This window comes from Leptolyngbya subtilissima AS-A7, from assembly GCF_039962255.1.
Taxonomy (GTDB): domain Bacteria; phylum Cyanobacteriota; class Cyanobacteriia; order Phormidesmidales; family Phormidesmidaceae; genus Nodosilinea.
The window spans coordinates 273,015-298,177 of sequence record NZ_JAMPKY010000008.1; the positions used below are offsets into that span (position 1 = coordinate 273,015).

Consider the following 25,163-nt stretch of genomic DNA (forward strand, 5'->3'; position numbering starts at 1 on the left):
CGGTTTTTAGAACCATTTAGGACTTTTTGCATGAATCAGACCACCACATGGAATGCCCCCACTCGGCACCACGAGACCTTTAAGGCCGTTGTGCAGAGCTATGTGCAGCTTACCAAACCCCGCATTATTCCCCTGCTGCTGATTGAGACAGCGGCGGCCATGTGGGTGGCGAGCCAGGGCGAGATCGACCCGGTGCTGCTGATGGTAACTCTGCTGAGCGGCACCCTGGCAGCAGCTTCGGCTCAGACCATCAACTGCGTCTACGATCGCGACATTGATTTCGATATGGAGCGCACCCGTCACCGTCCCATTCCCTCCGGGCGCATTCAGGTGCGCGACGCGCTAGTGTTTGCTGGGGTGCTGGCAGCCCTGTCTTTTGGCCTCCAAGCCTGGGTAGCCAACCTGCTCAGCGCCGGGCTGGCCATGCTGGGCATTGTTATCTACGTAGGAGTCTACACCCTATGGCTGAAGCGGTCTTCGCCTCAAAACATCGTGATCGGCGGTGCCGCTGGAGCGATTCCGCCCCTGGTAGGCTGGGCTGCAGTGACGGGCGATCTACCCCTGGCCGCATGGTTGTTCTTTGCGATCGTGTTCATCTGGACACCGCCCCACTTTTGGGGGCTGGCCATGCTAATTCAAGATGAATACGCCAAGGTCAACGTGCCCATGATGCCGGTGATCGCAGGCGACGAGGCCACAGCGCAGCAGATCTGGTACTACACCCTGGTGTTGGTGCCCCTGACGCTGATGATGACGTTTCCCCTGGGAGCAACCGGCGCAGTGTATGCGGCGATCGCCCTAATGCTGGGAGGTATGTTTATTCAACGAGCCTGGGCATTGCTGCAAGCGCCGAGCGATCGCGACCTGGCTAAGGGACTGTTCAAGTTCTCGATTCTCTACATGATGCTGCTATCGGCCGGCATGGTGGTCGATAGCTGGCCCGTGACTCGTGCCCTGGTGGCCAGCGTATTGGGTCATCTAAAGCCGTTGGTGAGCATGCTGCCGTTTTAAGTTGAAATGGTGGGACATCCGTGCATTTCTTTAGGCAGGTCTAGTAAACGCGGCAGCTGCCCCATGGACACAATATGTCGTTGCGGTAGACCCTCCGTAGTGTGAAGGTTGTATGGGTAGGTGGGCTACTCGGTGAAATCCAAAATTCCCGATTTAGAAAAAAATCCTGCCCCCCTTCGCCCAAAGGAGTTCTGTAGAATAACCAGTGTAGGAACCAATACGTTTGGGGTTAGCTCTACAGATGGCCGCGGCGGTAACAATTCAAAACTTGAAGAAGTCCTACGGGGCGGTAGAGGCAGTGCGCGATGTGTCGCTCACCATTGAGTCTGGCGAAATTTTTGGCCTGCTGGGACCCAACGGAGCGGGCAAAACCACCACTATTCGCTGCCTCTGCACCCTGACCACCCCAGACAGCGGCACGCTTGAAGTCATGGGGGTTTCGGTAGTCGAGCAGCCTCGGCTGGTGCGCCAACATCTTGGCTACATCGCCCAGGAGGTTGCCCTTGACAAGGTGCTTACCGGACGCGAGCTGTTACGGCTTCAAGCCGATATTTACCACATGCCTAAGAGTGTGTCTGGTCCTCGCATCGACCAGATGATCAACCTGCTAGAGCTGGGTGACTGGGCCGACAAAAAGACCGGCAACTATTCTGGGGGCTTGAGAAAGCGCCTAGATTTGGCTTTAGGGCTGCTGCATCAGCCCGATCTGCTGGTGCTTGACGAGCCCACAGTTGGCCTTGACATTGAGACGCGATCGGCGGTGTGGAGTTTTTTGCGGCAGCTGCGGGCGGCAGGCACCACAATTTTAATCACCAGCCACTACCTTGAAGAAGTTGATGCCCTGGCTGACCGAGTGGCGATTATTGACCGAGGCCGAGTGATTTCGGCCGGCACCCCCAGCGAACTGAAGGATAAGATTGGGGGAGATCGCATCACCCTGCGCATTCGCGAATTCACCTCCGATACAGAGGCCGCTGATGCCCGCACGATGCTAGCTGAGCTGCCCTTTGTGCGCGAGGTGATCGTCAACTCGGCCCAGGGCAACTCTCTCAACTTAGTAGTTGACCGTCAGCCAGACGTGCTGTTGACGGTGCAGCAGGCGCTCAAGGCCGCCGATCTGCCTGTGTTTGGCATTGCCCAATCGCGCCCTAGCCTTGACGATGTGTATTTGGCTGCCACAGGCCGCACCTTGATGGATGCGGAGCTGGCCGCTGTGGGTCAGCGCGACCTTAAGAAAGAAAAGAAACAGGCTATGAAGGGACGCTAGGATAACACCATGAGCACCACTATTCCCACCCCATCCCCAATTCGCGAGGCTGCCCCCAGCCTTGAAAACTCAGACCTTAAAGCCTGGAAGGCTGACCTGATCAAATCCCAAGGGCTGGTCTCTGGGGCCTTTGTGCAAGAGACCCTAGCCATGACCCAGCGACTGTTCATTCAGCTTCAGCGTCGCCCGACTACCCTAGTGGCTGGCGTAATTCAGCCGCTGATTTGGCTAGTGCTGTTTGGGGCGCTGTTTCAGAACGTACCGGCTGGGTTGTTTGGCGAAAGTCGCAACTACGGCCAGTTCCTGGGGGCAGGCATCATTGTGTTCACGGCCTTTGGGGGTGCGCTCAACGCTGGGCTACCAGTGATGTTTGACCGCGAGTTTGGCTTTTTGAACCGGTTTTTGGTGGCACCCTTAGCCTCGCGCTACTCCATTGTGGTGGCGTCGGCGCTGTTTATCGCCGCGCTGAGCCTGATACAAACGGCGGCGATTTTGGCCCTGAGCGCTGTGCTCGGTGCCGGGTTACCTAGCCTGCCGGGGCTACTGCTAGTGCTATTTATTGTCATGGCGCTGGTGCTGGGTGTGACGGCCCTTAGCCTAGGGTTGACCTTTGCGCTACCCGGCCACATTGAGCTGATTGGGGTGATCTTTGTAACCAACCTGCCCCTACTATTTTCAAGTACGGCTCTGGTACCGCTAGATTTTATGCCCCAGTGGCTCCAGGTGGTGGCTAGCTTAAACCCACTCACCTATGCCATTGAGCCTATTCGCTATGTCTACCTGCACCCAGTGTGGGGCTTGGGTGACACAGTGCTGCAAACGCCGTTTGCGGCAGTTTCGCTAGGGGCTTGTTTGGCAGTTTTAGTGGTTTTCTGTGGTCTGTCGCTAGGGCTAATTCAGCCCCTGCTGCGCCGCCGGATTGCCTAGCGACCAGCTCTACTCCACCAGTTACAGAGCTGGTCTGGTAGGGGTCGGCAGCTGGCGAGTTAGCCGCTACAATGGCAAGCGTAGGCAGCACAGTTTTTCTGTGCCCAAAGTCTTAGTTGTTATGGTGTCAAGGAGTGCTCCTATGGCTTACCCAAATTTTCTCTCTAGACCGGTAGCAGCTGCGATCGCAGCTGCCAGCCTGTTAGTTCTGGCTCCGGCAGCCTTGGCCCAATCTACGGCTACTGACCCAAGCCGCACTCCGCGCGTCGATACCAATGAAGGCTTTGGCGACAGCGATGCCAACGACGGCATTTTTGGCGAAAGCAGCAGCCCTTTTGATCTGATTCACCGGGCGGTGCTGATGAATGACCGTAGCTCTACCGACTTTAGCCGTCAGCATCGGGGCCGTATCAGCGACGAGGCACTTAATTTCCGCACCCTCCAGCAAGATGCCCTGCGCCGTCAGCAGTCCCAGCCTGTGCAGACTGAGGCGACTGAGGTCATTGCTCCTGAAACTGGAGAAGAGTAGGCCATTGTTTCCAAAGCAGAAGGCAGACGGCTGTCTGTTCTGGTAAAGGAACACAATCCAAAATCACGAAACATGGCCGCTAAACGTTTAGTGGCCATGTTTTTTGAACGGCTGCTTCGAGCAACTGCCTGAAAGACGGCATAAATGTGCCTAAACCCCACGTTTTCCAAGCTTCTAACCTGTTTGTAGACCGCTATAGCTGGCAGGTAAACAGACGGCTGAGAAAGTAGTTGACCATTTTGGCTCCATAGGGAGAATTCCACCAGACGATGGGATAACAGCCTACGGGATCATCTAGATCGTGGCGGGCCTGGTCAATTGTTTTCCACTGGTCATCTTGCCGCCAGCCCACCTGTTCGCCTAAGCGGTTGAGAATGGCTGTGTCTTGAATCAGCGCTGATTCAAGGGTGCCGCCTACGGATTGGTAAATCTGGAGCTGCACACTAAAGCCGAAGCGGCCGCCCGTGTAGGTAGTCCACAGGCGATCTACTACCCGCAGTACGCTGCACGAAAACAGGCGCACGGCGTCGGGAGTTAGGTCTTCGCGATCAGGGGTGCCGGCCTCCTGCAAAATTACCCGCACGGTTTCTTCGTCAGCCTCTCTTAGCTTGCCAGTTTTAAGCAGCCGCTGAAGTGGTTGATAGCGTTCAACATCGGTTACCAGGGTTAGCGCATCTTCCATGCGAGCGATGCGCTCCGTTATCCCCTGCTGAATGAAGCCTTCTACCCTGGCCTCTAGCGCCTCTATGCGAGCAGCCAGTTCAGCTTGCGACCCTTCTTCATCCATATCGACTCCTTAAGTATTGAGAGCCAGAACCATGCCCTGAGGCGGTTCCTTGGTCATCCGATGCCAAACGAAGTTGGTCAACGCTACAAATTCTAGTATTACCTAGTCGCAATAATTGCGATCGCAGCCCTAGGCGGGGTTCTCCCCCTGCGATTCCCGAGGGGGTTGCTCCGCAAATCGCATCGGTGCCATGGCTTCAGCTTCGTCTAGAGAACGAGAGCCATCGTTGCTGAAACTGGTTGAGACAGTCCCAGCGGGCGGTGCCCCGGGTCCACTGTGAAACAGTCGATCTTCTAAGCCCTTGAGTATCACATAGAGCACCGGCACCACCAGCAGGCTAAGCACTGTCGCCACCAGCAGCCCCCCAAACACGGTGTAGCCCACCGACCAGCGGCTGGCACTGCCCGCCCCAGTGGCAATCAGCAGCGGAAAGGTCCCCACCAGCGATGAAATTGCTGTCATGATAATCGGGCGAAATCGCTGCTCGGCGGCGGCTATTGCAGCAGGCACCAGCCCCAAACCCTGACTTCTGGCCTGGTTGGCAAATTCTACAATCAGAATGGCATTTTTACTGGCGAGGCCGATCAGCATGACCATCCCCACCTGGGCGTAGACGTTAAGCTCCAGGCCTCGGAAGAACAGGAACGTCAGCGCCCCCAGCACCGCCAGGGGCACCGTCAGCAAAATGATGATGGGATCGACGTAGTTTTCGTACTGGGCCGCTAGCACCAGAAACACCACTAGTACCCCAAGCCCAAAGATCAGGATTGAGAGACCGCCGGAGGCCAACTCTTCCCGAGCTGTGCCCTGCCAAGCCTGCCCTACCACCGGTAAAGCGGCTTGGGCATGGGCTTCAGTCATGTCTGCAATCAGCTGGCCCGAGCTCGCCCCCGGTGCGGGTAGGCCCTCCAGCTTAATGGCCCGCAGCAGGTTGAAGTGATTGATGGTAGACGGCCCGACTATTTCCTTGAGAGTGACGACTTCTCCTAGGGATACCATGGTGCCCTGGCGCGATCGCACGTAAATGGCATTGATGTCGCTGGGCTCATTGCGAAAGCCTTCGTCGGCCTGCACATAGACTCGGTAGTTGCGCCCGCCAGAGGTGTAGTCGTTGACGTAGCGGGAGCCCAGGTAGGTGCTGACGGTGGTGAGCGCCTCGCTAACATCCACATCTAGAGCTTTGAGGCGATCGCGGTTGAGTTCCACCTGCACCTGGGGCGAACTGGCTGTGAACTGCGTGAACACTCCCGCTGAGGCAGGCGACTCGTTAGCCGCCCCCATGATTTCGTAGGCGTTACCTAGAAACTCGTCGATGCTCATCTGATTACCGCTGCGATCTTGCAGCTGCATTTCCAAAGCCCCAGTAGGGCTAAAACCAGGCACCGGGGGAGCGTTAAAGGCAATTACCAGTGCCTCTTGAATACTTGAGAGAGCTCCATTGACCTTGGGCAGCAGCCCCGCTACCGACGACTCACGGCCTCGCCGCTCTTCCCAAGGGGCCAGGGTCGCAAAAAATACCCCTCGGTTAGGCGAGGGGCCATCAAAGCCAAACCCAGTCAGCATAAAGGTACTGGTCACCTCTGGAAACTGAGAAATCAGGGTATCCGCCTGGGCCATAACCGATTTGGTATATTCCAGCGAAACACCATCGGGGGCCTGCACAATCCCCAAAAAGTACCCCTGATCTTCTTCTGGCACAAAGCCCGTCGGCACGATGCGGAACATGCCTACCATCAGCATGGTGCCCACCGCAAACAGGGCCAGCACGCCGTAGCGCAGCCGCACTAGCACTTGCACCGCCCGGCGGTAGCGCTCGGTCACCCAGCGCAACAGGTCGTTAAAGCGGTTGAAGAAGCCCCCCAGCGGCCCACCCCGGCCCCCCGGAGGGTTGGGGCGGAGCAGCAGCGCCGACATGGCGGGGGAAAAGGTGAGGGCGTTGAAGGTGGACACCAGAACCGCAAAGGCCATGGTGAAGGAAAACTGTTGGTAAATTTTGCCGGTGCTGCCGGGGAAAAAGGCCACCGGAATGAACACCACCATCAGCACTAACGAGGTGGCCACCAGCGCCCCAGACAGCTCCTGCATGGCGTCGAGGGCGGCCAGGCGGGGGCGCATGCCCTGGTCAATCTTGGCGGCGATCGCCTCCACGATCACGATCGCGTCGTCCACCACCACCCCCGAGGCTAAAATCGCCCCAAACAGGGTCAGGGTGTTGATGGAAAAGCCAAACAGCAGCAAAAACGCCATCGGCCCAATCAGCGACACCGGAATGGCGATCGCCGGAATGATGGTGGAGCGCCAGTCCTGCAAAAAGATAAACAAAATCAGCAGCACCAGGGCGATCGACGTCACCAGGGTGATCAGCACCTCCTTGAGCGACACACGCACAAAGTCGGTGGTATCAAATACCAGCTCAGCCTGGTAGCCCGGCGGAAACGATTGCTGTAGCTCAGCCATGCGATCGCGCACCGCCTCGGCCACCTGCAAGGCGTTGCTGCCCGGCAGCTGGTAAATGATCAATCCTGCCGCCGCCTTGCCCTGGGTCTTAGCGTCAAAGCTGTAGTCTTGCGCCCCGACTTCGGCCCGTCCCAAATCGCGCAGACGCACCAGGTTGCCATTAGCCCCTACCTTGACCACCAGGTTCTCAAACTCTTCGGCTTCTTCCAAACGACCCGGCAGACGCACAGTGTACTGATAGGCCTGATCAACGCTGGTAGGGGAAGCGCCGACCGACCCAGCCCCCACCTGAATGTTTTGCTCTTGCAGGGCCGCCACCACATCGCCGGGGGTAATCGACTGACTGGCCAGGGCAGTGGGATCAAGCCAGAGTCGCATGGCGTAGCGACCCGACCCAAATATCTCGGCGCTGCCGACGCCGTCGATCTGCTTCATCTCGTCGAGAATGAACAGGTCAGCGTAGTTGCTCAGGAACAGTGAGTCGTAGCGATCGTCATCAGTAAAGAAGCGATACACCAGCAAAATGCTTGGCGACTGAGCCGTCACTGTTACCCCCAGTTGGCTGACCTCCGGCGGCAGTAGGGGCGTTGCTCGCGACACCCGATTTTGCACATTCACCTGGGAAATATCTTTGTCTTGCCCAGGGCCAAATACTACGTTGATAGTGCTCTGGCCAGTGTTAGTGCTGCTGGAAGTAATGTATTGCATACCTTCCACACCGTTAATTTCGCGCTCCAGCACCGTGGTGACATTGCTCTCTACGGTTTCGGCATCGGCCCCGTTATAGTTAGCCGCCACCGAGATTTGTAAAGGCGCAATCTCCGGCAGTTGCTCAATGGGCAGCAAAGGGATGGCGATCGCCCCCGCCATCACAATCAGCAGGGTGCACACGGTAGTGAGCACCGGGCGACGAATAAAGTTGTCAGCAATGGAGAACAGCGCCATGGGTGAAATACCGGGGGCTTAAGGGAGGTTAGAAAGTTGTGATTCCTGGAGAATCGCTTTACGAATTGCGCCATGCAGACGCTAAACAGTCGTCAAGCAGCAAATAGTTTCGTCAATCAGGCGAGGGCGTAGCTGAAGCTTGGGCCTCAGGGTCAATCGGCCTGCCGTCCTGCAGCTGTAGAATGTTTGTCACAATTACCTCATCTCCGGCTTCTAGACCCTCAATCACCTGGTAGTTTCCTCCCTGGATTGGCCCCAGCTGTACCGGTCGCTGGGTGGCTACCCGCAGGGTTTTGCCGTCTTCTTGGGGCTGATCGGTGGCCACAAACACAAAGCTCTGTCCGGCGATGCGGGTAACTGCCACCGTGGGCACCAGCAGCGTAGCAGTGGTGCTCCAGATCAGCCGCGCTCGCACAAACTGACCATCGCGCAAGTTGCCCGCCTCATTGGGAAAGCGAGCCTTGACCAAAATCGATTGACCCTCGCCATCCACCTCAGGCGAGATAAAACTGACGCTTCCCGTAGCTAGGGGTTCACCGGTGTCGGGGCTAAGCAGCTCTACCGGAATGCCCGTTCGCAACTGACTAGCCCGGGTCGTAGGCACCTGAATGCGCAAAAGCAGGGCGCTGTTTTGAGTAATGGTAGCCAGGGTATCGCCCGCTTGCACATAGTCGCCGACTTTGAGGGACACATCGCCCAAAAAACCGGCCACCGGAGCTAACACCTGCTTAAAGCCCACATCTGCCTGGCTGACATCCACCTGGGCCTGGGCCTGCTCAAAGGTTGAGAGCGCCTGCTGTAGCTGAGCCTGGGCAGCCCGCACATTTTCTGAGGCCTGGCGTTGGGCAGCCTGGGCAACGTTTAGCTGATTTTGGGCATTGTCTAACTCTTGGCGGCTCAGCGCCCCCGCCCCCACCAAGCGCTCAGTGCGGCCAAAGTCAACCACAGCTAGCTCGACATCGGCTTGGGCGCGGGCCAGCTCTGCCTGAGCTGCATCGACTTGGGCCTGAGCGGCATTGCGCCCAAAACCAGCTGCCTGAGCAGCCGCCTGGTTTGCCGCCACCTCAGACTGCACCTGGTTGGTGCTGAGCTGCACCACAGGCTGCCCCTTGGCAACAGCACTGCCAGAGTCTGCTAGCACCTGAGTGACGCGGCCTTCCACCTCTGGTTTGAGCTCAATGCGCTGCTCAGCCTCTAAAGCCCCAACGAAATCAGAGCTTTCCTCAAAGGTACCGGGCTGAAGCTCCTGCACCTGCACCTGCACCGCTTGGGGGCCGGACATAGCGTCTGGTGCCGGTTTACTACAGGCCGCTACAGCTAGTGACAGAGTGAGAGCGGCCCCTAAAACCTGTCGCGATCGACGAGTATTCACTGGCAGCATAGGGTAACTAAACTTTGAGTGCTGGTTAGACATCGGATGCCATTGCTTAATGGTAATTCAGAGGACCTAGAGTCATAGCGTCGTCGCCGCCTCAGCTAACAAACGACGCCCCGTCGTCTCGAATCCGTTGGGAGGTTGAGAAACGGTGTTGCTCAATTCAGCGAACGTAGCGAACCTCCGTAGGTGAGGTAGAGCTTTAACATGTCAATCAGCAGCCGAGCATGGTCACGAAACGAGCAACTCTGCGGTTCATAGATGCGGTGCAGCAAAATGCCATCTACTACGCAGCTGAGGAAACGTACCAACTTTGGATCGTCTAGCCCTAGCAGGGCAATTATCTGCTGCTCGCTCTCTTGCCAAACCCCATGAAACACCTCGGTTGGAACACCACTCTCTCGGTGCTGATGCTGATAAAACTCAATCCAAATCAGCATTTTCTTGCTTAAAAAGTCTTCATTTTGGGCGACATACTCCAGGGCGGCCTCTACACGGCCCAACACACACTTTTCTTGGCTCGCAACGGCGATCGCGCTTTGAATATCTTGCAGCGTAGTTTCACGCACCAGTTGCTCGAACAGCCCTTCTTTACTGGGAAAGTAGTGATAAAGCGTGCCTGTTGACACCCCTAGGCCTTGGGCAATTTGGCGCATGGTCAGCGCAGCGTAGCCCTTTTCAGCAAATAGGTCAAAGCATTCGTTCAACAGCTCCCTGCGGTACTCGTCATGGTCAACGATTTTGGGCATACACGCTCAGGCGCTGCGGCCTACCTCATAAGCAGCTTCAAAAGCCTATCCCATCACCGCAAATTTTATGTTGGACGATCGGTATAAAAACCATAGCCCCTTTGTTCAGCCTTGTAAACCCTTTGTGCCTGGTAGCCTACAGGTGGTCTTACAGGTTTCCGGTGGCCTGCCAGCAGCCTCTAACTCCAGCACAAAACAAATTTTATAGAGCTAGGCAGCTGTACTAAACGGAGCCCTAAGCGGACTAGAGCAAGGTCGCATTTTTTAATGCTTAGGTGTTGCTTTTCCCTATAAATATGTGTATTTGGTTTAGAGCCTAGACATTGGTCCAAATTTGGCTTTACATGGGCATGGATTAAGGACTGGCTTAATCATTCGCACACCGCTGGCCATAGGCTTTCCAAGCCTCTTTCCAAAATTGTTGGCAGATCGCCCATCCGCTGCAAAGCATTTCTATAAGAAGGGCAAGCTCTTTAACGGCAAGAGCAGGTGTGGAGTTCATTCATCAATAGGTACGGGAAAGCAGTACAGGTGCAAAATCTGCTAGCAAGGTCAGCATTTCGCTATCAGGTCCTCTGGTCGTCTTTTCTCAATACTTTGACTGTGGGTCGTTTAGCTAGCCCAGGGTTGTCACGACGGCTGAAGACCCAACGCCCAAGCCAAAGTTGGGAGAGGTTGTCCGATTTGTGGACGCTATGGGAAAGCATCCGTCCTGAAGCGCTTGATAATTATGTCGGTTATGGGGAGGCAAATTGAACATTTATAAGCTTAAGCTTCGACGACTAAAACCTCGCAATTTGAGACGAGAGTGGCTATCCAACCCCAAGGCAGACATTATGGCCGGGGCAGTGGTAGGGCTGGCACTGATACCAGAGGCGATCGCGTTTTCGATCATCGCCGGAGTCGACCCCAAGGTGGGGCTTTACACCTCGTTTGTTATTGCGGTCACCACCGCGTTTCTAGGTGGACGCCCAGGGTCAATCTCAGCTGCCACCGGGGCCATGGCCCTACTGATGATTGATCTGGTGCGAGACTGGGGATTAGAGTACCTGTTGGTGGCTACCTTCCTCACCGGCATTCTTCAGGTAATTTTTGGGGTACTAAAACTGGGGCGCCAGATGCGCTACGTGCCTCGGGCAGTGATGGTGGGCTACATCAACGCCTTAGCAGTGCTGATTTTTCTGGCCCAGTTGCCCCAGCTCACCAATGTTCCCCCGGCAGTGTATGCGATCGCAGCCCTTTCCCTAATCATTATCTATGGCTTGCCTCGGTTAACCAAAGCAGTGCCCTCGCCCCTAGTAGCCCTGTTTGTCATGACAACCGCAGTAATTGCCCTCGGCATCGAGGTGCCCACCGTGGGCGACATGGGCGAATTGCCCACCACCTTACCCATTTTTGCCCTACCCAAAGTACCTTTTACGCTCGAGACCCTGCGTATTGTGCTGCCTTACTCCCTAACCATGGCAGTGGTAGGCTTGTTAGCCTCGTTTCTCACCGCCTCACTGGTAGATGAGCTAACCGATACCCCAAGCGACAAAAACCGGGAGGCCAAAGGCCAAGGTGTTGCCAATATCATCACCAGCTTTTTCGGCGGTATGGCCGGCTGTGGCATGATCGGCCAGTCAGTGATCAACGTACAGTCAGGCGGGCGAGGACGCTTATCTACTCTATGCGCTGGAGTGTTTTTGCTGTTTGCCATTCTCGCCCTCAGCGGTTGGGTGCGCCAGATGCCCATGGCCGCCCTAGTGGCGGTAATGATTATGGTCTCGATCGGCACCTTTCGGTGGGCCTCATTTCGCGACATGGCGCGCATTCCGCGCAGCGAAACAGCGGTAATGCTGACCACTATGCTAGTGACCATTTTCACCCGCAACTTTGCCTTGGGAGTAGCAACAGGCATTGTGATGAGCACAGTATTTTTCTCGCGCAAAATTGCCAGGCTGGTATTTGTTGACAAGGTGCTACACGATGATAGTAGCCACCGAATCTACAGCGTATCGGGGCAGATTTTTTTTGTGTCTGTCGATGAATTTTTAGAAGCCTTTGACTTTAATGAATTTGTCGATCGCATCACTATTGACCTAACCCACGCTCACCTCTGGGATCAAGGGGCTGTCGCCGCCCTAGATAAAGTAGTGAACAAATTTCGCCGGGCCGGAGCGGAGGTGGAAGTGGTAGGCCTCAACGAAGCCAGCGCTACTCTAATGGAAAAGCTAGCCCCCCATAGCCAAGCCAATGGATCTCTACCCAAGTCGCAACCCGAAAGTCAGTCATGAAGCGCCTCCTACTGTGTACAGATGGCTCAATATATGCCCAGAGCAGCTACCGCTATGGAGCCTGGTTTGCCAAGCAAGGAGGAGCCAGCATAGACGTACTCTACGTCAGCGACAGTCGAGACGAGGTCATTGCAGAGACCGCTGATCTCAGCGGTAGCATTGGCCTAGGAACCTCAGAGAGCTTACTTAAAAAGCTAGTCGAAGTAGAGCACGAGCAGGCTAAGCGCAATCACCAACAGGCCAAACTAATTTTGGCCGAGGCCCAACAGGCCATTGCCAATCACGGGGTTAAGTCAATACAGCTGCTTCATAAAACCGGGTTCTTGATTGACCACTTAGAAACTTTAGAAGCCAGCACTGACCTGATTGTGATCGGTAAACAAGGGGAATCAGCAAACTTTACCTTGGAGCATCTAGGCACCAATGCCGATCGCATCGTGCGCAGTAGCACTAAGCCCTGTTTAGTTACACCTCAGGAATTTGTCCCCATAGAACGACTATTAGTAGCTTATGACGGCAGTTCTACTGGAAAAAGCATGCTGACTTTTTTGGCTAACATGCCTGGTCTCCACCATCTCGAAATTCACCTGCTAATGGCCGCCAAGGCTGAGTCAGACATCACTACAACCGAGTGCATAGCCGAGGCAGTGTCACTGCTGCACCAAGCTGGTATTAAGCCCGTAATAACCATCCCTCCCGAGGAACCCGAAAAGTTGATTTCTCAATACGTTATGGAGCAAAGCATTAGCCTACTACTGATAGGTGCCTATAGTCATCGTTCAATTCTTCATACGGCCATTGACAGCACTACAATCCAGCTGTTGAGAAGCAGTCAAATTCCGGTACTGCTATTTCGATAGGTTGGGCCGCTTCTATTCAAGCTTTCATCAAATAACAGATCATGCAAATTAAAAATTGCGCTGTAGTTGACTTAAACTTTCGAGATCGTCTTTAAAGCAGGCTTTTTCCAAAATAGACAAGGGGTAAATAGACTACTGCATAAGCGATTCCTCCCCTTTTACAAACCATTGTTATACTAAACAACTCCCAGAGCGGGCACCTTCGCCGGAATAGGGTAATAGAAGCTAACGTTTATTAATTTTATAAAGTAGGCACCACAATCACTTTTGGCTAGAGGTTTGGCTAAGCAATAAAGTTGTTTACCAGAAATATAGCCTTTCTGATAAGCAATTTACTCTACACAAGCGATCTTTAAGCCCTAACGTTCTTCTAAGGTCTGCATAAGCTAGACGCTTGCACACTGGCTACCATCACCAAACAATTGTTCAAATAAGGGTAGCGAATCAGGGGTAGAAATTATCAAAACTTTCTGAATGCCAGCTAACATCAATACCGACAGAGGATAGTAAATCATCGGCTTGCTGTACACAGGCATAAGTTGCTTATTTACCGTGAGCGTAAGGGGGTAAAGACGAGTTTCAGTCCCACCGGCTAGGATGATACCCTTTGTAGGAAGTGCTCCAAAAAGTTTATAAAATCATTTATGAAAGTTTTGTCAGAATTTCTGTTAGCTTTTAACCAACCGACTGGAATAATTATCGTGAATCCAATTATGGTAATCATCGGATTGCACTTGTTCAACCCAGTCAACATTTTTGAGATACCACTTAACGGTCTTCAACAGGCCGCCATCAAAGCTTTCCTTAGGTTTCCAGCCTAATTCATCATGAATTTTTTTACAGTCAATGGCATAGCGTTTGTCATGACCAGGGCGATCTTTAACAAAAGTAATTAATGAAGAATGTTTAATGTCAGCTTTAGGTGCTAGCTCATCTAGCAAAGCACAAATGGATTCAACTACAGCAAGATTAGTCTTCTCATTAAGACCACCAATGTTATAGGTTTCACCTATATTTCCTTTTTGAACGACTCGATAAATTGCATCACAGTGATCTTCAACATAAAGCCAATCCCTAATGTTTTGGCCATCTCCATAAATCGGCAATGGTTTGCCTTCAAGGGCACTCAGGATAGTCAAAGGAATTAGTTTTTCTGGAAACTGGTAGGGGCCATAGTTATTCGAGCAGTTAGTGGTAAGTGTAGGTATTCCATAGGTGTGATGATAGGCTCGGACTAAATGATCCGATGCTGCTTTACTCGCGGAGTAAGGACTATTAGGTGCGTAGGGAGTGGTTTCACAAAACGGCGCATCTTCAGGACCGAGAGAGCCATAAACTTCATCGGTAGAAACATGGAGAAAACGAAACGCTATCTGGTCCTCTAACGACAGCTCATTCCAATAACTACGAGTAGCTTCCAACAGTCGAAAAGTACCTAAAATATTAGTCTGAATGAATGCTTCGGGTCTAACAATGGAACGATCAACGTGGCTCTCCGCAGCAAAATTTAGAATGACATCAGGACGATGGCGAAGCAAAATACTAGAGACTAGCTCGAGATCGCCGATACTTCCGTAAATGAACTGATAGCCTGGATCATCTTTCAAAGTATCCAAACTATTAGGATTACTAGCATAGGTAAGCTGATCTAAATTAATAATATTAGCCCAGTGCTCTTTTCTGGCCTTGAGAACAAAATTAGAACCGATAAAACCAGACCCACCAGTAATCAAATAAGTTTTCATACGCTATATCATTGGCGTTACAGCTAGGTGATGGCCTTTGCAGTAGTAATGCTAGGACTACTGCAAATTCCGTTTGGCCTGACACTCTGTAAGGCAGTACATCGCCACCACTGCTTTACATGCTTTATAAGCATATTGGGCATCAAGGTAATTAATTACATTGTTACAGCTGCTGCAAATGCTTAGTCACTAAGAATAAGGCGTTTTGCAATTACCCTCAACAGAGAGAAGTTTGCAGCGTGACTTGTGGCTAGCCGTCCGTTCAAAGTCTCTAAAATCCTAGTCGAGCGCTGATGGTGGCTAACACCGACTCGCTAAGCGCGTTGTAGTCGTATCCACCTTCAAGGCCAAACAGAATTTTGTCGGTGACGTTTAAGCATTGGCGGGTAAAGATGCCAAAGTCTTTGGGGGAGAGATTGACATTGGCTAGGGGATCCGCGGCGTTGGCGTCATACCCAGCACTGATGATGAGCAAGTCGGGGGCGAAGGACTTGAGGAAGGGCATTACCTTTTGGTCAAACTTTAGCTGATAGTCGTCGCTGGTACTGCCGGGGGGCATGGGCAAGTTCAAGACGTTTTGGTGAAAGCCGGTTTCGCTGCTGTGGCCCGTGCCGGGGTAAGCAGGAAGCTGGTGGAGAGAGCAGTAGGCGATCGCCGCGTTCTCCTCTACTAAAGCTTGGGTGCCGTTGCCATGATGCACATCCCAATCGAGGATAGCAACGCGATTAACCGCAGATTGTTCTAGAGCATAGTGGGCTGCGATCGCCGCATTGGAAAACAGACAAAAGCCCATGCCGCGATCGCGCACCGCATGGTGCCCCGGTGGCCGCGCCAGCACAAAGGCCGAGTGCCCCGTTTCTAGAACATAATCGACGCCATCGAGCCAAGCGCTCACCGCCAGCTGCGCTACGGCGTAGCTAGCCTCAGACACCACAGTATCGCCGTCGATGTGGCCACCGCCCGAGTGGGCAATTTCCCGCAGAGCTGTGACATAGCGGGGGTTGTGAATTTGGGCGATCAGGGTATCTACATCCCGCTGGTTCACTGGGGTGGGTTCGCGCCAGTCGAGGTGATCGGCCCAGGCAACTGTCTCTAAAGCAGCCACAATCGCTTTCAATCGGCCCGCGTTTTCGGGGTGGAAACTGCCGGTATCGTGGGTCAAAAAATCGGGCGAATAGATAACGCCAAAATCGGCCAGGGTGAGAGCGTGGTGCACGGCAAAGTCAGGGGTGGTGAACTACTACGAATTAAGGATGCAGTCGGGGCGGTAAAACGTCGCTAAATCAGGCCTCTTGTGCCCCTACACCCACCATAGCGTCTGCTGATTTGAACCGGGGAATTCGTGCTAAAATATAACTCACATGAGTCCGCAAAAAACATGCTGATTAAGCGCTATTCAGCACCACTCGGTGCGAGGGTCTGACTAGCGCTTTGTTGTTCGCAAATTCGGAGTTTTTTAGCCTATGGCAACCCCAGAAGAGCGTATCGTCCCCACGGATCTGCGCGTTGAAATGCAAAGCTCTTACCTGGAATACGCCATGAGCGTGATCGTGGGTCGGGCGCTGCCAGATGCAAGGGACGGGCTCAAGCCGGTGCATCGCCGCATTCTCTATGCTATGCACGAGCTGGGTTTGGCTGCCGATCGCCCCTTTCGTAAATGCGCCCGTGTAGTCGGAGAAGTGCTGGGTAAGTATCACCCCCACGGCGACACAGCGGTGTATGACGCCCTAGTGCGCATGGCTCAAGATTTCTCTATGCGTATGCCGCTGATTAACGGTCACGGCAACTTTGGTTCTATCGACAACGACCCGCCAGCGGCGATGCGATACACCGAGTGTCGTCTGCAATCGCTGACCAGTGACTCGCTGCTGCAAGACATCGAGTCTGACACCGTCGATTTTGCCGACAACTTCGACGGCTCTCAGCAGGAGCCAGTGGTCATGCCGTCTCGGTTACCCCAGCTGTTGCTCAACGGCTCCTCGGGTATTGCCGTGGGGATGGCAACTAACATTCCGCCCCACAACCCGGGTGAGCTAATTGATGGCGTAATTGCGCTGATCAACAACCCCGACATCACTACCGCCGAGCTGATGGAAATCATTCCCGGCCCCGACTTCCCCACGGGCGGGCAGATTTTGGGTCGCAGCGGCATTCGCGATGCTTACATGACCGGGCGTGGCTCTGTCACCATGCGCGGTGTAGCCAGCATGGAAACCATCGAGCACCGGGGACGGCCCGATCGCGAAGCCATCATCATCACCGAGCTGCCCTACCAGACCAATAAGGCGGGAATGATCGAGCGGATCGCCGAAATGGTGAACGAGCGTCGCCTGGAAGGGATTTCGGATATTCGCGACGAGAGCGATCGCGACGGCATGCGCATCGTTATCGAGCTGAAGCGCGACGCCTACCCTCGAGTTGTGCTCAACAACCTCTACAAGCAGACACCGCTGCAAAACAACTTTGGCGTCAACATGCTGGCCTTGGTCAACAGCGAACCCCAGCTGCTTGGCCTCAAGCGCATGCTGGAGGTCTTCCTCGAGTTTCGCGAAGAAACCATTGTGCGCCGTACCCAGTACGAGCTGCGCCGGGCCCAAGAGAAAGACCACATTCTCCAGGGCTATCTGATTGCTCTGACGAACTTAGACGCCATTATTGCGCGGATTCGTGGTGCGGCTGATACCCCCGCTGCCAAGCAAGAGCTGATGGATACCTACAGTCTGTCAGACTTGCAGGCTGACGCTATTTTGCAGATGCAGCTGCGTCGCCTTACCGCGCTAGAAGCTGACAAAATTCAGCAGGAGCACGAAGAGCTGGTCGCCAAAATCACCGACCTGGAGGATATTTTGGCCCGTCGCGAGCGGGTGCTCGAAATCATCACCACCGAGCTGGGTGAGCTTAAGGCCAAGCACAATAGCCCCCGCCGCACCATCATTGAGATGGACGATGCGGAACTGACCGACATCTCCCTGATTGCCAACGAGCAGGTGGTCATTCTGGTCACCGACCAAGGCTACATCAAACGGATGCCGGTAGCCACCTTTGAGGCCCAGAGCCGCGCCACCCGAGGCAAAGCCGGGGCCAAGATGAAGGAAGACGACGGCGTGCAGCACTTCATCACCTGCTACACCCACGATTACCTGCTGTTCTTTAGCGATCGCGGCGTCACCTACGCCCTGCGGGCTTACCAGATTGCCGAAGGTTCTCGAACCTCGCGGGGTATGCCCATTGTGCAGATGTTGCCCATTCCTAAAGAAGAGGCGATTACCTCGGTGCTGGCGGTGCGCGAGTTTACCGACGAAGAATACCTAGTGATGCTCACCCAGGGCGGCTTTGTGAAGAAGACGGCCCTATCCGCCTTCAGCAACATTCGCACTAATGGGTTAATTGCCATCTCCCTCGAAGAGGGTGACCACCTCAGGTGGGTGCGCCTAGCCCGCAACACCGACAGCATCTTGATCGGCTCGCGCCGGGGCATGACCATTCACTTTAAGGCTGATGACGACCAGCTGCGGCCCCTAGGTCGCCCCACGCGTGGGGTGCGGGCCATGGCTCTGCGCAACGGCGACGAGCTGATCAGCATGGATATTCTGCCCAGTCAGGTGGTGGAAGCGGTGGTGCAGGCCACGGAGGCAGGCAGCAACAGTGACGATGACGATGATATCGTGACCAACGGCAGTGAGGGTGGCCCCTGGGTGCTGGTGATTACCGCGTCGGGTCTGGGCAAGCGGGTGCCGGTGGCCAAGTTCCGCCTGCAGAACCGGGCCGGTATGGGCCTGATGGCGATTAAGTTCCGCAAGCGCGACGACGCCTTGGCCTCGCTGCTGGTGGTGGGCGAGGGCGATGAGCTAATGCTGGTGACTAACCGAGGCATTATCATTCGCCAGCGGGTGAACGATATCTCGATTCAGTCGCGCCCGGCGACCGGTGTGCGGTTGCAGAGGCTCGATGCAGAGGATGCGATCGCCGCCGTCGCTGTCGTACCCCCCGCCCTGCAAGAAGAACCCTTCGAGGACACGGTAGAAGCGATTGTGGAAGCGATCGAGGAGGCTACCGAGGTATCCACCGAAGTGATCCTTACCGAGGCATCCACCGAAGCCACTCTTGAGGAACCCATCTAACTACTGCCCCGCCCTTGGGAAAGGAAGTCGCCATGGTGGATCTGGGGTTAACTCACATTGCCCTGCCCGTCGCTGATGTAGAACGAAGCATTGCGTTCTATAGGGCCTATGCAGCGATGGAGGTGATCCACCACCGGGTCGATCAGGCAACGGGGGTCAGGGTTGTGTGGCTATCTGACCACACGCGCCCTTTTGCGATCGTGCTCATCGAGCAAGCTGAGGTGCAGCCCCTGCTGACACCCTTGGCCCACTTGGGAGTCGGATGCAAAAGTCGCGAGGCAGTGGATACCCTGTGCAACCTGGCCCGGCAGGAGGGTTGCCTACTGCAAGACCCGCAAGATTCTGGCTACCCGGTGGGCTACTGGGCCTTTTTGCGCGACCCCGATGGCCACACGTTGGAACTCTCCTACGGGCAAGAGATTGGGCTGACCGTGGAGACTGGCTGACGCAACCTTAGGCCGCTTGGTCTGTAGCTACGGCGGTGGCAGACAGGGGAATAACCATGGCATCGTTGGGTGGGAGGTTGAAACTGTCCCACCGATGCAGGTATTGAGTTAAGTGATGGTCACCTTGGGCAATGCGATCGCCCAGCATTCGCCGCACCCGCAATTCCTCTTCCAGGTACTGTCCTGCACTAAAGAACCCAGCGAACCGTGCCGTTCGCAGCCACACCAGGTAGGTACTCAACGCGTCAAACTGGCTCTGCGCCACGATCGCTCGCAGATCTCCCTCAACCCACCAGTCCACCACATCGTGGGGTTGCGCCCCCACCTCGCCCGGAATGCCCATCGCCGCCGCTAGTTCGTGCAGAGTAGGCGTAGCAATCCCCCAGCCGCTGAGAATACTTTTCAAATCAATATGGGCATCGCCGTGGCGGCTGAAATAGTCGCTGCCCCAGCCCTTGTCGGCCCGGCGGCAAAACTCTGCTGCCGAGACACCTGCCACCAGCCCGCGCTGAAGCAAGATCGGCAGGTCAGCGGTTTGAGAATTAAAGCCCACCAGCTGAGGATGGTGCTGCCCCAGATAGCCCAGAAAAGTAGAAATCAGTTCGCCTTCATCCATCAGGCGATCGATCTGTCTGGGCAGAGTGGTCAGCCGCAGGTTGACCTCGCCGTTGTGCTGCTCTCGCACCACTGCCGAGACCGCCACTAAGCGGCACAGCGCTGTTTTGAGATGGGGCCGAGGTTTTTCTGCCGTGGCTCCAGCCTTAGCCCACATCACCTCAAACACCTCGGCATCCGATAGCGTGGCGGGCAGGCCGTACACTCGCCGTCCCGATGTCGGGTCAGGCACCCACTCTAAGTCAAAGGCGCACACGTGCCGACTGACAGATTTAAACATGGCTGCTCCCTGGGCTGCGCTAAAGACTTACCTAGGCCGCTGCCCAGGCGCTTCTTTAAACATTCCCAGCCCAAGTCAGATAAGCAGCTAGGGCACCTGCCAGGCCCGCTGATGGTAATCGTCGGGTTCGGGAAAAAGATCAACGGGTTCGCCGTGGTGATGGCCGTGATCGTGGCCGTGACCGTGATCATGGGCATGACCTTGTTCGTGAGCATGCCCGTGGTCATGACCGTGACCGTGCTGACCACCCCCGGCAGCCAGGCGAAATTTACACATTTCGCAGTTCATCGCTACCTGGCCCAGGTGGGTTTCAATTTCGCGATCGCGCAAAATCTGCATCAGTTGAGGATGACTGCCCATCTCCGGCAGGTAGCTCACCAGCTGTTCTGGATAGGCTGCCTGCTCCTGCTCACAGATGCCCATGATTTTCTTGATCAGCACCCCCGTAAAGAGGAAGTAGGGCAGCACAATAATGCGTTTTGGCTCGTACATCCTGGCGCGGCGAAATCCCTCTTCTAGGCGGGGATGGGTAATGCCAATAAAGCAAATTTCAACGGTTTTGTAGCGGCTGCCCTCCCACACAATGCGAGCTAGCTTGTAGACATCACCATTGGCATCGGGGTCGCTGGCTCCCCGACCCACAAACAGCAGCACCGTATCTTCGCGGGCAATATTGTTGGGATTGAATCGAGGCGTATCTAGCTCCGCCAGCCGCTCCTGCCAAAGCTGAATAATGGCCGGGGTAATGCCAAAGTGGCGACCGTAGTGAAAGGTTACCTGGGGGTGGCGCTGGCGAGCCCGATCTAATTCGTTGGTAACATCAAACTTGTTGTGGCGAGCGGCAAAGAGCAAAATTGGCAGCACTGAAATGTCGGTGTAGCCCTTCTCCACACACAGATCTACCCCGTCTTGAATCGTCGGTTCTGTTAACTCTAAAAAGCAGGGAATTACCGGGCGAGAAGTGTCGAGTTTCTGGTAGGCGGCGGCAAATTCTAGAACGCGATCGCGCCCCTCCGTATCTCGGCTGCCATGACCCACCAGCAACAGCGGTCGCTGGGTCGGTAGCGGCGACCAAGTGCCCGTCGCGCTGGGCGAAAAATCGTTGGGGGTAGTAATAATTGGTGCGATCGCCATAGGTGCTCAAAGTGCCGCAGTGATACTAAATCTAACCCTCAGTCCAGCTTAAAGATATCACTGGTGAAAATTTGGCCCACAGCAGCCTAGGAGCAAGCGCTAACCTAGACCCAGTTCATCCCTCAAAGCCAAATTGACCGTTGGATAATTCAAAGCCAGGGCAAGATAGCTATAAAATCGCAGCCAGATAAAAATCAGTCTGCCTGGTTATCTTAGCCCAGGCCAGAGCATAGAACCATCCTGGGGGTGGGCATTAACACGATGGAAGAAACTACCGATGAAAAGCAGGAAGCCCAGCACGAGGGTCAGGAACTGGCGCTGCGTGAACGCCTGCGCGGCCACCTAGACACCACCGACACGATGCCTGGTCGGGTAGTCAATAGCGCGATCGTGCTGCTGATCTTTACGTCGGCCGCCATTTTTGTTGTCAAAAGCTACCCCATCTCTCCTGCCCTAGATGAATGGCTGGACTGGCTCGACTGGCTGATCGTACTGGCTTTTACCCTCGAGTATGGTTTGCGCCTCTGGACAGCCCCGCGCCCCTGGCAGTACGCCTTTAGCCTCTACGGCCTGATCGACCTAATTGCCATTCTGCCTTCTTGGATTGGCGTCTTTGACATTCGCTTTTTGCGCTTTTTTAGATCGCTGCGAATTTTGCGCTTAGTGCGAATCTTCAACGACCGGCTCTGGTTTGGCCAAGTAACCAGCACAGACAGCCTCATCTTAATTCGTATTTTGCTGACGTTAGGAACAATTGTTTTTATCTACTCCGGCCTGATCTTTCAAGTTGAGCATCCCAGCAACCCCGAAGAATTCGGCACCTTTTTAGACGCGCTCTATTTCGCTGTAGTCACAATGACCACGGTAGGCTACGGCGATGTCACCCCCATTTCTGAAGCGGGGCGGGGGCTCACGGTGATGATGATTCTTACCGGCATCGCGCTCATTCCGACCCAAGTCAGCAGCCTGATTCGACAACTGGGCCAAGTCGGTCAACACCGCCCCTGTGCCAGCTGCGGCCTGACTCTGCACGACAACGATGCCCAATTTTGCAAACGTTGCGGTACTCTTCTAGAGCCCTAGTTAGGCAAGCCCTTCAGCCGCGCTGTTGTCTCAGTAACGAAACATAACGATTATTGAAAAAACAAATAGGCCTTTTGCCGGATACGGTCTTTCCGGTACAATGACCACCCAAAAGCCTCGTCAGCCCTGTCCTCGGTGCTGGCTGCGCAGTTCATACGTTTTTGTCAGCCTCACCCCTGAGCCTGTCTAGCCCATCTCAGTTAGGACGCTCCATGACTTCTGTGCTCCATCGCCCCACCGACGACGCCAAGCTGTCCGGTCTTCCCGAAGACGTCAAGGCTAGACTACAAGACCGCTTCAAACTTGTAGTGCCCGCCCGTTCCGCCGCCGACCCTTCTCCTGCCCCCGTGCTCGACGCTGCTCCTCCCCAAAACACCTCTGTTCAGCCCATCGTTTCCCTCAACAACGTTGAGAAGGTCTATGCCAACGGCAGCAAGGCGCTGGCAGGTGTAAATCTAACGGTCAATCCCGGCGATTTTCTCTTCGTCACCGGCCCGTCGGGCTCAGGCAAATCAACCCTACTCAAACTGCTCTACGGCTATGAGCGCCCCACCAGCGGCAACATCCTCGTGGGCGATGAACCGATTTCTGACTTGCGGGGCAACCGCCTAGCGATGATGCGCCGCCGCATCGGTGTCGTATTCCAAGACTACAAGCTGATTCCTAAGCGCACTGTGGCCGAGAACGTAGCCTTTGTGCTGTGGGCCCAGGGTTTTACCCGCAAAGAGATTCATCGCCGCCTCTGGCCGACTCTCAAAATGGTGGGTCTTCAGGGCAAAGCCCAGTGCTTCCCCGACGAACTCTCTGGCGGTGAGCAGCAGCGAGTGAGCATTGCCCGCGCCGTGGTCAGCACCCCACCCCTGCTGCTGGCCGACGAGCCCACTGGCAACCTAGATGCGGAGAACTCCCTTCAGGTGATCAAGATCCTCAAAAAGCTCAACTCCATCGGCATTACTGTCATTGTCACCACCCACGACGAGCACCTAGTGCGCATTTCTAACCATCCCGTCGTGCAGATTAAGAATGGTCGTCTGCATCACCTGCGCCGGTAGTTTACTTTCCTTAACATCAACAGGTGTGCCTTATCCAATCAATAGGATAATGATCAGAGCTAACATTCAGGCGGTTTCAATCTAGGCCGCCGAATGACTTTGGACTCTGAGAGGAACGTGCTTTGGTCAGTACAGCCCCGTTTAAAACAGCAAAATCACAAGAAATTTTTTCCGCTGCCCAAAACCTCATGCCGGGCGGCGTTAACTCTCCAGTACGGGCCTTCAAATCAGTGGGCGGGCAGCCCATCGTATTTGACCGCGTCAAGGGCGCCTACATTTGGGATGTCGACGGTAACCAGTACATCGACTACGTCGGTACCTGGGGCCCAGCTATCTGCGGTCACGCCCACCCCGAAGTGCTGGCGGCTCTAGCAGCGGCTTTAGAAAAAGGCACCAGTTTTGGCGCGCCCTGCTACCTTGAAAACGTGCTGGCCGAAATGGTGATTCAGGCCGTGCCTAGCATTGAGATGGTGCGCTTTGTGAACTCTGGCACTGAAGCCTGTATGGCCGTGTTGCGGCTAATGCGGGCCTACACCGGTCGCAACAAAATCATTAAATTCTCAGGTTGCTATCACGGCCACGCCGACATGTTCTTAGTGCAGGCAGGTTCTGGGGTTGCAACCCTAGGCTTGCCTGATTCTCCAGGGGTGCCCAAATCAGCCACCAGCGACACCCTGACCGCCCCCTACAATGATCTTGAAGCGGTCAAGGCCCTCTTTGCCCAAAACCCTGGGGAAATTGCTGGGGTGATTCTAGAGCCAGTGGTAGGTAACGCCGGGTTTATCACTCCCGATGGCGGCTTTCTAGAAGGGTTGCGAGAAATCACCCGCGAAAACGATGCGCTGCTGGTGTTCGATGAAGTGATGACTGGCTTCCGCATTGCCTACGGCGGCGCCCAGGCCAAGTTCAACGTCACCCCCGACCTCACCACCTTGGGTAAGGTGATTGGCGGTGGCTTGCCCGTAGGCGCCTACGGCGGTCGCCGCGACATCATGGAAATGATTGCTCCTGCGGGTCCGGTCTACCAGGCGGGCACCCTATCGGGGAATCCCTTAGCCATGACTGCCGGCATTAAAACCCTGGAGTTGCTCCAGCGCCCCGGCACCTACGACGAGCTCGATCGCCTGACGAAGAAGCTCATCGACGGTCTACTTCAGGTGGCTCGAGATGCAGGCCATGAGGTGTATGGTGGCCACATCAGCGCTATGTTTGGCATGTTCTTCCATGCGGGGCCGATCAGCAACTTTGAAGACGCTAAGGGGGCCGATCTGGAGAAGTTTAGCCGCTTCCACCGGGGCATGTTAGAGCGCGGCGTCTACTTGGCACCGTCGCAGTTTGAGGCCGGGTTTACTTCCTTAGCCCACACCGACGCGGATATTGACGCCACGATCGCAGCCGCCCGCGACGTGCTGGCAACCCTGTAACTCGTTCAGTCTGGTGCGTCACCGCTCGGGGTGACGCACCCCAGGACAGTTAGCCCACCTAAAGCAAAACCCCGGATTCT

The 25,163-nt window shown here is 55.0% G+C and carries 20 protein-coding genes; 11 read left to right on the forward strand and 9 right to left on the reverse strand.

Translation table 11 applies throughout. The annotated features are described in order from the left end of the window. Positions 1-30: 30 nt before the first annotated feature. From NC979_RS18240 to NC979_RS18255, 4 genes are all read left to right on the forward strand, one after another. Positions 31-1,011, forward strand: a complete 981-nt coding sequence (locus NC979_RS18240) for a heme o synthase (protein ID WP_190519533.1) — start codon at positions 31-33, stop codon at positions 1,009-1,011. A gap of 223 nt (positions 1,012-1,234) precedes the next feature. Continuing rightward, complete coding sequence (locus NC979_RS18245) at positions 1,235-2,278, forward strand: ABC transporter ATP-binding protein (RefSeq protein ID WP_431191083.1); 1,044 nt, start codon at positions 1,235-1,237, stop codon at positions 2,276-2,278. Positions 2,279-2,287: 9 nt separating this feature from the next. Beyond that, positions 2,288-3,205 carry an ABC transporter permease gene (locus NC979_RS18250; RefSeq protein WP_190519535.1) on the forward strand — a complete coding sequence of 306 codons (918 nt, stop codon included), beginning with the start codon at positions 2,288-2,290 and terminating at the stop codon, positions 3,203-3,205. 142 nt (positions 3,206-3,347) lie between these two features. Further along, complete coding sequence (locus NC979_RS18255) at positions 3,348-3,734, forward strand: hypothetical protein (protein WP_190519537.1); 387 nt, start codon at positions 3,348-3,350, stop codon at positions 3,732-3,734. A gap of 193 nt (positions 3,735-3,927) precedes the next feature. Here the strand turns inward: NC979_RS18255 and NC979_RS18260 are convergent, their stop codons facing one another. From NC979_RS18260 to NC979_RS18275, 4 genes are all read right to left on the reverse strand, one after another. Then, complete coding sequence (locus NC979_RS18260) at positions 3,928-4,521, reverse strand: GUN4 domain-containing protein (protein ID WP_190519539.1); 594 nt, start codon at positions 4,519-4,521, stop codon at positions 3,928-3,930. A 129-nt stretch (positions 4,522-4,650) separates the two neighbouring features. Then, the gene (locus NC979_RS18265; protein WP_190519542.1) at positions 4,651-7,923 is read right to left on the reverse strand and encodes an efflux RND transporter permease subunit; all 3,273 of its coding nucleotides are present in this window, start codon (positions 7,921-7,923) and stop codon (positions 4,651-4,653) included. Between the two features lie 112 nt (positions 7,924-8,035). After that, positions 8,036-9,205, reverse strand: coding sequence for an efflux RND transporter periplasmic adaptor subunit (locus tag NC979_RS18270; protein WP_190519544.1), 1,170 nt, complete (start codon positions 9,203-9,205; stop codon positions 8,036-8,038). A 251-nt stretch (positions 9,206-9,456) separates the two neighbouring features. Beyond that, a complete protein-coding gene (locus NC979_RS18275) occupies positions 9,457-10,047 on the reverse strand; it encodes a TetR/AcrR family transcriptional regulator (RefSeq protein WP_190519547.1) in 591 nt (196 codons plus the stop codon). Between the two features lie 836 nt (positions 10,048-10,883). On the opposite strand from NC979_RS18275, the gene NC979_RS18280 reads away from it, so the two are divergent. Continuing rightward, positions 10,884-12,323 carry a SulP family inorganic anion transporter gene (locus NC979_RS18280; protein ID WP_190519549.1) on the forward strand — a complete coding sequence of 480 codons (1,440 nt, stop codon included), beginning with the start codon at positions 10,884-10,886 and terminating at the stop codon, positions 12,321-12,323. Continuing rightward, positions 12,320-13,183, forward strand: a complete 864-nt coding sequence (locus tag NC979_RS18285; protein ID WP_190519551.1) for a universal stress protein — start codon at positions 12,320-12,322, stop codon at positions 13,181-13,183. Before NC979_RS18280 ends, NC979_RS18285 begins: the two co-directional genes overlap by 4 nt. A gap of 386 nt (positions 13,184-13,569) precedes the next feature. Here the strand turns inward: NC979_RS18285 and NC979_RS18290 are convergent, their stop codons facing one another. The 3 genes from NC979_RS18290 to NC979_RS18300 form a co-directional block, all read right to left on the reverse strand. Beyond that, positions 13,570-13,785, reverse strand: coding sequence for a sugar phosphate nucleotidyltransferase (locus tag NC979_RS18290; RefSeq protein ID WP_190519667.1), 216 nt, complete (start codon positions 13,783-13,785; stop codon positions 13,570-13,572). A gap of 66 nt (positions 13,786-13,851) precedes the next feature. Beyond that, complete coding sequence (gene rfbB, locus NC979_RS18295; protein ID WP_190519553.1) at positions 13,852-14,928, reverse strand: dTDP-glucose 4,6-dehydratase; 1,077 nt, start codon at positions 14,926-14,928, stop codon at positions 13,852-13,854. 271 nt (positions 14,929-15,199) lie between these two features. Continuing rightward, positions 15,200-16,144 (reverse strand): histone deacetylase, encoded by a 945-nt coding sequence (locus NC979_RS18300; protein ID WP_190519555.1) that lies wholly within the window; start codon positions 16,142-16,144, stop codon positions 15,200-15,202. Positions 16,145-16,391: 247 nt separating this feature from the next. Here NC979_RS18300 and gyrA point away from each other — a divergent pair, with 247 nt between their 5' ends. Together gyrA and NC979_RS18310 are read left to right on the forward strand one after the other, a co-directional pair. Next, positions 16,392-19,049, forward strand: coding sequence for a DNA gyrase subunit A (gene gyrA, locus NC979_RS18305; RefSeq protein ID WP_190519557.1), 2,658 nt, complete (start codon positions 16,392-16,394; stop codon positions 19,047-19,049). Between the two features lie 14 nt (positions 19,050-19,063). Then, positions 19,064-19,495, forward strand: coding sequence for a VOC family protein (locus NC979_RS18310; RefSeq protein WP_242024025.1), 432 nt, complete (start codon positions 19,064-19,066; stop codon positions 19,493-19,495). 7 nt (positions 19,496-19,502) lie between these two features. On the opposite strand, the gene NC979_RS18315 is transcribed toward NC979_RS18310, so the two are convergent. Further along, positions 19,503-20,390 carry a 3'-5' exonuclease gene (locus NC979_RS18315; protein WP_190519559.1) on the reverse strand — a complete coding sequence of 296 codons (888 nt, stop codon included), beginning with the start codon at positions 20,388-20,390 and terminating at the stop codon, positions 19,503-19,505. An 87-nt stretch (positions 20,391-20,477) separates the two neighbouring features. Beyond that, on the reverse strand, positions 20,478-21,524 hold the full coding sequence (locus NC979_RS18320; RefSeq protein ID WP_190519561.1) for a sirohydrochlorin chelatase: 1,047 nt from the start codon (positions 21,522-21,524) through the stop codon (positions 20,478-20,480). A 261-nt stretch (positions 21,525-21,785) separates the two neighbouring features. Between NC979_RS18320 and NC979_RS18325 the strand changes: the two genes are divergently transcribed. The 3 genes from NC979_RS18325 to hemL all read left to right on the forward strand — a co-directional run bounded on the left by NC979_RS18325 (position 21,786) and on the right by hemL (position 25,083). Beyond that, positions 21,786-22,607 carry an ion transporter gene (locus NC979_RS18325; RefSeq protein ID WP_190519563.1) on the forward strand — a complete coding sequence of 274 codons (822 nt, stop codon included), beginning with the start codon at positions 21,786-21,788 and terminating at the stop codon, positions 22,605-22,607. Positions 22,608-22,819: 212 nt separating this feature from the next. After that, entirely contained in the window at positions 22,820-23,659 is an 840-nt protein-coding gene (gene ftsE, locus NC979_RS18330) for a cell division ATP-binding protein FtsE (RefSeq protein WP_190519565.1), read from the forward strand. A gap of 122 nt (positions 23,660-23,781) precedes the next feature. Then, entirely contained in the window at positions 23,782-25,083 is a 1,302-nt protein-coding gene (gene hemL / locus NC979_RS18335; RefSeq protein WP_190519567.1) for a glutamate-1-semialdehyde 2,1-aminomutase, read from the forward strand. Positions 25,084-25,163 lie beyond the last annotated feature (80 nt).